The organism is Aquiflexum sp. (genome assembly GCF_977115555.1).
Genome location: NZ_CDSBKL010000139.1, coordinates 1 through 9759, shown reverse-complemented (window position 1 = coordinate 9759; position 9759 = coordinate 1). Strand labels below are relative to the sequence as shown.

At 40.5% G+C, this 9759-nt stretch carries 7 protein-coding genes; 2 read left to right on the top strand and 5 right to left on the bottom strand.

What is annotated here, in order from left to right:
• A partial coding sequence (locus ACZFYI_RS10100) for an SRPBCC family protein (RefSeq protein WP_462524005.1) occupies nucleotides 1-692 on the top strand: 692 nt, incomplete at its 5' end.
• Nucleotides 693-918: 226 nt separating this feature from the next.
• On the opposite strand, the gene ACZFYI_RS10095 is transcribed toward ACZFYI_RS10100, so the two are convergent.
• From ACZFYI_RS10095 to ACZFYI_RS10075, 5 genes are all read right to left on the bottom strand, one after another.
• Nucleotides 919-2427, bottom strand: coding sequence for a Dyp-type peroxidase (locus ACZFYI_RS10095; RefSeq protein ID WP_462524004.1), 1509 nt, complete (start codon nucleotides 2425-2427; stop codon nucleotides 919-921).
• 7 nt (nucleotides 2428-2434) lie between these two features.
• Nucleotides 2435-3751, bottom strand: coding sequence for a hypothetical protein (locus ACZFYI_RS10090; protein WP_462524003.1), 1317 nt, complete (start codon nucleotides 3749-3751; stop codon nucleotides 2435-2437).
• Nucleotides 3752-3761: 10 nt separating this feature from the next.
• The gene (locus tag ACZFYI_RS10085; RefSeq protein ID WP_462524002.1) at nucleotides 3762-4667 is read right to left on the bottom strand and encodes a patatin-like phospholipase family protein; all 906 of its coding nucleotides are present in this window, start codon (nucleotides 4665-4667) and stop codon (nucleotides 3762-3764) included.
• Between the two features lie 479 nt (nucleotides 4668-5146).
• Entirely contained in the window at nucleotides 5147-8377 is a 3231-nt protein-coding gene (locus tag ACZFYI_RS10080; protein ID WP_462524001.1) for a S41 family peptidase, read from the bottom strand.
• A gap of 132 nt (nucleotides 8378-8509) precedes the next feature.
• Nucleotides 8510-9205 carry a hypothetical protein gene (locus ACZFYI_RS10075; protein WP_462524000.1) on the bottom strand — a complete coding sequence of 232 codons (696 nt, stop codon included), beginning with the start codon at nucleotides 9203-9205 and terminating at the stop codon, nucleotides 8510-8512.
• 385 nt (nucleotides 9206-9590) lie between these two features.
• Here ACZFYI_RS10075 and ACZFYI_RS10070 point away from each other — a divergent pair, with 385 nt between their 5' ends.
• Nucleotides 9591-9743, top strand: a complete 153-nt coding sequence (locus ACZFYI_RS10070; RefSeq protein WP_462524006.1) for an AraC family transcriptional regulator — start codon at nucleotides 9591-9593, stop codon at nucleotides 9741-9743.
• Nucleotides 9744-9759 lie beyond the last annotated feature (16 nt).

Sequence of the window (9759 nt, the reverse complement as noted above, 5' to 3'; positions counted from 1 at the left end):
TTGGAGACAATCTCTCTTTCAACCCTTGGCATTCCTTGCCTGAACACAGGCCTTTGGGAAGCTTTAATAGGGTTAGAAAAAGGGTATATGAGGTCATGTCCAAGTTTCGCCATGATAAAAACAAGCTTCCTGTATTTGAACCAAAAGATTCACCCGATTTCCTAAAAGATATTAGAAAACCAAACGTAAAAAATACTATTGACCAAAAGGTGCCTTCCAAAAAAATCCTCCAAACGGCTGCTGAAGTCATTGTTAATTGCAATAAAGAAAAGGCATACAAATATATTTCAAGTAATAAAGAATTACCGAATTGGCTATTGAAAGCCGGGCCTGTTTACGGTATCATCAATGTGACAGGTTTGCAGACAGGTTATGAAAAAGTAGGTGACAAAAGGTGGATCGAAAGAGGAGACAGCGGCAGGTTGAAGGAGGAATTGATTTCCGTTCATCCATATTCCCATTACTCCTATCAGATCACCGACTTCAGCGACTTCTTTAGAAAACTAACCGATAAGGCTTTCGGGCAGATGTGGTTTGATACTGTTGACGACCAAACAAGAATCCGCTGGGTGTACACGTTCACTTACAAAAATATTTTGGGTAAGTTATTCCTGGGCCTTTTCATACCATTTGCTCTCAAAAAATACCTACAAAACGGCCTCAACAACGCCAAGTCTTACTTGGAGGATTGATGTAAAAGTCTTTATGGTTATCTACTTTTCTGCCAGCCATCCAATATTCTGTTTCAGGCTGGCTGGAAGACGGAAGTTGGAAGTCAGAAATCGGATGAACTCCGCCTTTCGGAGGGCAGGGATATACCGGACATTTCACTCACCTCTTGTTTGTTGCCCCTTGTATCATTCATAATTTTGAATTCCCAAAGTCTCACGTCTCAAATCTCACATCTCCCGTCTACTCCTAAATCGTTGCCAAATACCGCAAAGTACTGATGGAAGGAAAGAAGAAATATGCGCCGCCTTTGACAGTGATGACTCTTGGCAGGTCATGGATTGTTCTGTTGACCGGACAATCCTGAATGGTAAAATTCTGTTCTTCCCCCGGTTCGGGTTTTTCCTTTACCCCGATGATAGGATCGGGATCGTTGTACAATTCTTTGACTTTGGGAAGTTTTCCCCAAGTGTATTGAAGAAATTCATACTGCCGACTGATATCAGCGTTGAAGCAGGCGAAGAGCAAACCCACATCTCCTTTCGGGGTTTTGTTGGTCGGAGATCCTTCAATAATCTCTCCATATAACCGTGCCCTTCTGATAATCCTGTGCTGCTTACTAAGTTTGAGGGATTCCTTGACTCCATGGTCATCCACGCTGTCCCGTGGATTGCTTCGGCGCAAATGTGATCCAAAAGGACATTTCAGTCCGTCCGGATCAAATTTAGAATAACCAAAATCGTTAATGTCGCTGATTACTCCAGGGTCTTTTTCAGGAAAAAGTGTAATCGGCGCTCCGCTTTGCCACCTTCCCATGATCTTAGCACCCAATTTCAAGCTTTCCTCCACGTTGATGGAACCATCAGGATTTTTGGTCTTCTCATTCAAAAATGACCAAAACTTGTCTACATCCTGTTCAAGCTGCCGCATTACAAGGAAAGATCCGTTTCGACCAAAATCTTTCAGCCCACTTCCACCTGCGTCAGGAGCCAATAGGTTCAAATTCCCTTGTTCTTTGACTATCAGCGGTGTATCTGGATAAACGCCAAATTCATTTTCATACCCAAAAAGAAATTCACCGGCCTTTACCACATCATCTTTGGGGCCGACCCTTCCCGAACCTTCTATAATGGGTTGGGAAATACCATCTCTAAATCCAAAATGCTCTTTGTTTTCAGGTTGTGTCTGTCCATCAATGGCGTGAACTTCCTTCAATCCGTTTGCCTCAAATTGGGATTTCAGTTCCTCATAATAATTCAGACAGACGATTTTATCCTTTTCAATGTCATCATCGCTCTCTTTGTCATTACCAAAAATCATCAGGCATAGATGTATGGGATATTTGCGGATCTTGGGTTCTTTATGATCATTGGGATCTTTTGGCTCATCGGGATTTTTTGGCTCGTAGCCCCATTCCCAATTTTCAGGTGCGCTGCTATCCATATCCCCAAGCAGCCGGGATCTATGGGGAGAAACCATTCCCTGACGGAATTCCCTAGAAAACGCATCAAGGTTTTCTTGATATAATCCAAGCGCTTTTAGACCATTATGGTTAAAAGCGATATTCAGATGGGTACTTGAAATCTTGGATTTGTCATGGATATGAACTGCAGTCGTCATGTCCTTCCAAGATCTGGAGAGCCATTTTTTGGCAGCGGTGCGATCGATTATTTGAAGGTAAACAAACCGTGAATACATCATGTGTGCATACCCACGGATGATATAACCTTGGATATCTTCGAGTTCTAACTTTGTCATAATGATATCAAATGAGTTTGAGGAATTTAGCTGCCTGACGTTCGGAAAGTGATTTCATGAGCAGCACCCTTATTTTGGTGTTGTTGTTGACGTTTTTGATAGAAAGATCGGGGTATGCAGAATACCAGACATTGGTAATCAGTTCCGAATTTCTACTCCAAGCAAGGAAATGCTCCTCGTCATAAGCTCCTCCTGTAAATAAGAAGTTGGTTTTTGGAAAAACCTTGGTGTTGGAGAAAATACCTGTCAGTCCCCAACCGCTGTTGTCTATAAAATCCCCAAGGTATTGCTGCCAGCTGCCATCAAAATTACTGAAAAGCAATACCCGTGAATTGTCTTCAAACATGACCCATTTGGCAAAATGTATTGTCGGTATTCCCATCAGTTTGCCTTTGACAAATATAAATCTGATCAGTGTTCTCGACAATGCAAACATGGCATTGATGGTAATCAGCCGGACTTTCCCTTCCTTCATATCCACCAATTGGGTAAACTGGTTTTGGTTTTTCCAGTCTTCATATTTTTCGAGTTCAGTCAGATAGTCACTGTCTAATCCACTTCTCTTTTTGGTGAAATTTTCATCTTTCTTTTCGTAGAAGAAATGAAGCATCAACAACCATAAGATTATCGGGAGTAACAAAACACTCAGAATCACTCCAAGAAAAATAAAACCAAACCAATAGGTTCCCATTATCAGCACAGACAAAATGAAGACTCCAAAAAAACCTAATCCCCACCAATTGATTCCCGGCATCTTTACGCTATTGTTCAAAAAGGAAAATTCATCCTTTTTAACTTCTTCTCTGATTTTTTTGTGGATAGTCTTGGCGGACACATCAGTCCAAGATCTCGAATCAAGGTAGTTCCTGATAAAATTTCTCAAATTTCTTTCATCTTTTATCTGTTGTACTGTCCGGCCGGGTGCACCAATATAGACTGCTGCATCTTTCACAATGTGATTTTTCAGAAAGGCGACCCTACTATCTGGAGTCCTTTTTTCATCTAGTGGATATCCCTCACAAAATCCATAAACCTTATCCAGTATGTCTGAACTGTCTGAGCAAAAACCTTTCAGCAAGGAATCCACATTCCCGTCAAAATCCACTACAAAAAGCAGTTTGGGTATTCTTGGAGTCGGATCGTTGATCCAGGATTTCCCATGGTCAATGACCACCCACCTTGCATAATGGATGATATTCAATTTTTCGAATTCGGGCCGTATTCCCTTGTCAAGGTCTATTTTAATTTCTCCCAGAAATCCCAATAAATCCTTAAGCTTATTGTTGATGACAGGGACTATGATGGTGACTGAGTTTTGCCTCATAAATTTTATGTTAACTTATAAGTTTGTTTTTCAATAAAAATCTTTTGGTACAATCACTTCCCGAATGAATCAACCTGTCCATGTCGGCAATTGATAAATTGAAGTCAGTGGCAGGTATGCCCAATCCATCTATCCTGATTGAACGGTTTCCCTCAGCTGTTTCGAATCCGATATCGATGTTTTGGACATTCAGAAGTGTTTCAAACAATTGCTTTAGAAAATTCAAAGGTTGGGAAAAGCTTAGGGCAACTTTTTTGTCTTTTGAATGGTCATGCAGGTATAACCCAATGGCTTTCTCACAAATAAAATCCGGTGCCGGAGCAAAGCGCTCATTGTCAAAGAATCCCAATGGGTAATTGAATGCAATACCCCCGTCTACAAAAATATGGTCATTTGGATTGGAATTCCTAAACTGCCAGGCTTTGAAAAACAACGGTATAGACATGGAAGCGCGAATTGCTTCAGCGACGACAACATTCGGCGTTTTGAAGGAAGAAAATTCCTGAATAGTGTGGAGATTTAGGTCGCAGGCAAAAACATAAAGTTTCTTGCAATTTAAATCCTCCATTTGTGCAAATGTGACATTTGGTGGAAGGTTTTTTGGAGAATTGACCAAATAATTATTGATAAAATCAAAAATATACCTGCCTGAAAAAAGTCCATATTGACTGAATATCCGGAAGGGATTCCATCCGATTTTAAATTTTTTTAAGTCAAAATGATGCTTGAGGAGATTTTCGATCTGATCAACTGAATAGCCGGAGCAAATCATCCCTGCCAAAAGCGAACCTACTGAAGTTCCTGCCACCCTTTCGATATTGGAAAGAATGCCTGCATGATCAAGCTCCCTTAAGGCACCCACATAGGCTATCCCCTTGACTCCTCCTCCTTTCAATGCCAGATTTTTTATCTCCATATGGGTTTAAAAACAAGTATTCTGTAACAAATACTGATAAATAGGTACTTTGAATATAAAAGGAATAATTGAATAATCTAGATTTTTGGCAGGATTTAGAAAAGCCGATATTGGATATACTTATTTCTAAAAAGTCGATTAATAAATATTCTATTAATTTCTCTTCCTGAATAAGACTAACTAGATTCAAAAAACCAGACAAAAAAAGACCATCGGAATTTATTTTCCTATGGTCTTTTAATGCTTCTTTTTGATTTTCTGGTTTCCTGACATTTAGGAAGATCTCTTCGATAAGTCGATTGACTTGGCTCTTGTTTCTCGCTTCTTGCTTCTAGTGTCTATCCTCCAATCCTTTTTTCATCAATACCTAAAAAGACTTCTCCTCCGTCGAAGTGACAAGGAAAAGTCTTTTTTATCAATTATTCATTTTTTGTTTCGATTGGCTCAGGTCTTGCCTCTCGCCTCTCGCTTCTCAAAGTTTACTTCACATCTTTCATCAACTCCTCCACAGCTTTCTCTAGCTGTTGGTCTTTGCCTTTATCAATTTGACCGGGCATGTTTTTGACCTGAAACTGAGGTTTGGTTTCGTTGTTTTCCATCCAATTGCCGGCTTTGTCTTTGGCAGAGATCGGCACTACTCCCCATCTGCCACCATTTGGCAACATCTCCCAACCTGCAAAGGAACAGGTTCCCGGTGTTGGCATACCGACTGTCTTACCGATTTTAAGGTCTGTATAGCCACAGGCGAAACAATGTCCGTCAGAATAGTTTGCTTCGTTGAACATCGCCAAAGTCGGCTTCGTCCATCTGAATGTCGGTTCGTAACCAACTTCCCTGTCTTCAGTAGCATAGGTGATGAATTTTTCTCCTGTAAAAAACATCGCCAAATCCGCCACCAAATCCCCGCCTCCGTTGAATCTTGTATCCACTACCACTCCTTTGCGGTCATGGTATTTGCCCATCATTTCTTCATAAGTGGTTCTGTAAGGTCCATCAGACATACCGGGAATATGTACATATCCCAAGGTGCCATTGCTGAGTCGGTCCACTTCTTCCTGATTCTTTTTGACCCAACGCTTGTACAGCAATTGGTTTTCTTCACCCAAACTTACGGGCTTCACAGTCAATTGCTGACGGGTATTTGTTTTTGGATCCAATACTTCAATCAAGGTGAATTTGTCTGATTTTCTGTTGAGGTATTGGGCAATGTCTTTGTCTAAAGCAATGGTTTCACCGTCAATTTTCTCGATAATCATTCCGTTTTGGATATTCATACCGGCTTTGTCCAAAGGGCCTCCTTTGAGCACTTCAGCGATTTTTATTCCCGGGTTTTTGAAAGAATAATCGATAAAAATCCCAAGTGATGCTGTGGCGTCCGCCTGTGGTATGCTTCGGCTAAATCTTGCCCCCGCGTGAGACACGTTCAGTTCTCCGATCAACTCAGACACCATCTCTGCAAACTCATAACTGTTTCCGATATAGGGAAGGTATTTTTCATACTGGGCAGTAAGTGCATCCCAATCCACGCCATGAAAGTCCGGGGTGTAGAACACGCCTTTTGTGCGGATTTTGATGTGCTCAAACATCTCAGCTCTCTCTGCATCGGTATCCAAAGTCATTTCACCAGCTATCTTGATCTGCTCACGTTTGGTGCCTTTGTCTGTAATTTTAGAAATATTGCCATCGGCCAAGAGATATAGGTTTTTCATTTCTTTATCCCATTCCAACCTGCCAAATCCTGCATCCAGCTTCAGTTCCATCTTGGTATCCCTAGTGCGCAGGTCAGTGCTCCAAAGGTTCATGCCTTTTTCAAATCGGGCCAAATAAAACAGTTTCTCGCCATCTTTGTCAATTACCGCATCCCCAAGGGAGGATGAATGGATCGTCAGTTTGGCTTTTCTCTCCCTCAAATCTTCCCAATCAATTTTGACATCCTCTACTTTAGGAGTTTCCTTTTTTTCGTCCTTCTTTTCGTCTTCTTTTTTATCTTTTCCGGCTTTCTCGGTTTCTTTAAGTAAGTCAAAATCCTCCTTGCTCAACCTGAACCTGTCATAGGCATCTTTGGTCAAAAACAGCGTATATACATCATTTTGGGAACCTCCGCTAGTTGCAAAACTTTTAAGACCATCTCTATTGCTGAACCAAATAAGCTGTTTGCCGCCATTGACCCACTTTGGCCTGCTGTCTCCATAACCGCTTTGGGTCAGATTTTCCATTGCCTTTTTTCCAGTAGCATCCAAAAGCACCACTTCTCCATTTGACATGGTAGGATTAAATTCTGCCAAGAGCCATTTGCTGTCCGGACTCCAGGTAAAATACTGATCTCCGTCTCCCATAGTAAACAGTTGCTCAGGAGTCATCAAGGTGACAGAAGTTTTGGCAGCCAAATCCAAGACCTTCAATGTTCTTCTTCCTTCTATATAGGCTAATTTTTTCCCATCAGGAGAAATTAAAGGTTGGTAATTGTCCACATCCGAACTTACCAAAACCTCCTCCTGCAGCAAAGTGCTCGCAAAGAAGAAAATCTCGTCTTTTTCCCTGGTTCTTTTGGTTTGGTAAATCTGCCATTTGCCATCCCTTTCGCTTGCATACACTACTGATTTGCCATCCGGTGCAAACTGTACAAAGCGCTCCTGCTGCGGGGTATTGGTGATCCTTTTGGTCAGCGAACCATCCACGGAAGTCACAAAAACCTCTCCCCTTGCAATAAATGCGATTTCTTTGCCATCAGGGGAAATGGACATTTCCCTGACGCCACCATTGATGCTGATAAAACTGTCCGGATTTGAAATCCGCTGTGTTGTGATAGAAACAGCCAATTTCTTGGGTTGCTCTCCTTCTTTCAAAGTATAGAGTTCTCCGTCATAGGAAAAACTCATAAGACCGTTTTTGGAAATACTCAAGAACCTGACAGGAAAATCCTTCAGACTTGTCAATACTGTTTTTTGGGAAGGATTATCCAAACTCATTTTTTGGACATTGAAACTCCCCTTTTCCTCAGTGAGGTAATAAACTTCTTTTTCTCCCGGAGCGAAAACAGGATTCCTATCTTCTCCCGAAAAATCCGTGATCATCTTGTGGGTATTGCTTGCGGCATCATAGACCCAAATATCCCTTGTGATGGCAGATTGATGTCTTTTGCGCCATTCGTTTTCACCGCCTTTTTTGTCATGATAAATCATTTTGCTGCCATCGGAGCTGACTTGCACAAATTCGGCAGGAAGAGTCCAAACTTGGTCCACACGACCACCGCCGATTGCCACTTGATAGAGTTCGGGTTGCGATCCTGTTGGGTATTGCCTGTGCTCGGCCAAATCCTGACGTACACCTCCAAAAATCACCGTCTTGTCTTCGGCTGAAAAAGAATAGGGCATTTCATCATTGGAATGATAAGTCAATCTCTTGGCATCTCCCCCCATAGCACTCATGATGTATACATCAAAATTGCCATAGCGGTCAGAAGCAAATGCGATCTTGCTTCCGTCTTTGCTCCAGACAGGCATAAAATCATGTGCTTCGTGAAAAGTCAGTTGGTTCGCTTTTCCCCCGGATGTAGGAATGGTGTACAAATCACCTTTGTAAGTAAAAACGATTTGTGAACCGTCAGGAGAAATGGAAGGATAACGCAGCCATTTTGGTGACTCTTGGGCAAATAATTGAAAAGAAAGGGTGAGCAACAAAATGCTCATCCCGGAGAATTTTAATTTCATAATAAAGATAAATTTTAACCTGCGGCTAAAAATAGAAAAAAGGCTCCTACCTCAAAGCAAAAATTACTTTGGATGCCTATTATTTGTTTTAAGGATCATTCCTAGAAATCCAAAAAAAAATTGGATTTATCCTCAGTGATACTTGCCTACCCAAAGCATTTTGGAAGGATCTTTCAGGTTGCTAATGGTGACTTTGGAAGGAAAAGAAGCCCTGATATTTGGATCAGTATCCTGCACTTCTTCTATTGTATATTGCACCCAATTGAATCCTTTTTTTAAGTCAAGATCGAATTTGTATGTAGTCTCTACTTTATCCTCATCGGTAATATAGACTTCATTGGTACATTCCATCTTTACATTCGCATCATCTTCCAGATAGATCACCTCATAGAAGGAACCTTTGACCGCATTGTTATAACCGGGGTCTTCAAGCCAGGGCCTAAGATTTTCATCAGAAACCAAAAACACAGAGCCGGACCATTCCCCCTTGGAAGTCATTCTGATAAAGTCCTGCCTTACTGCTTGTTTGTTATAATTTTCTCCAAAAGCATTGTAATCCCCGCAGGAGAAAAAGAAATTGAAATAAAGGTCACCTATGTACATGGACTTACTCTCTACGGAAATATTTTCCAGGCTGACGTTTTCAAGATTGACAGTAAACTGACCGTTTTTTTGGACGGTCCCGATAGGAATAGGATTATCCATCCCAAAAAGCATTAAAACCAGATCCATTTCGGATGATTCATGGTTTTTTATATAGCCCTTAATCTCCTGCCCATTGGCAAAGAAATAAATGAGGGTGCAAAACAAGGTGAAGGCTGATTTCATATTATTAAAGATTTAAAGGTTAGAATTCCAAAAGTTTTGATAATCAAAAAGTTAAATTGACTTTTTTAAATATATGAAAGCTATGTAAGAAAGTAAAATAAGTATGCAACATTCTGGAGGTACCTTGACTTTCATGATTTCAAGCTAACGTTATTTATAATTCAAAAAAATGTCCTAAATCAACAAAAAGAAATACAAATTAAACCCATAGGCCTAATGATTTTATTAGTATCAGTGATTGAAAAACAAGAGATAAAAAATAACTACTAATCTCCTCTTTTTTTTTAAGAAGAGCTATTTTTATTGTGATAAGAAACTACTGACCAAGAATAAATGCAAGTCTAATATGTTCTATTCGTATAGTCCTCCCAAGTCTTGAGAATCCATCTCTGAAATATTTTATGCTGTTGGATTCAGTCCTCCTTCTTATTTTATCAAATGCTTCAAGGAAACTTATGGAGTTACACCTAATGAATTTTTGGAGAATAAAAACAATACAAAACGCAACTCTTCCGAAAATCAAATTTATAATCCTTGATTTAAAAATCTATTTC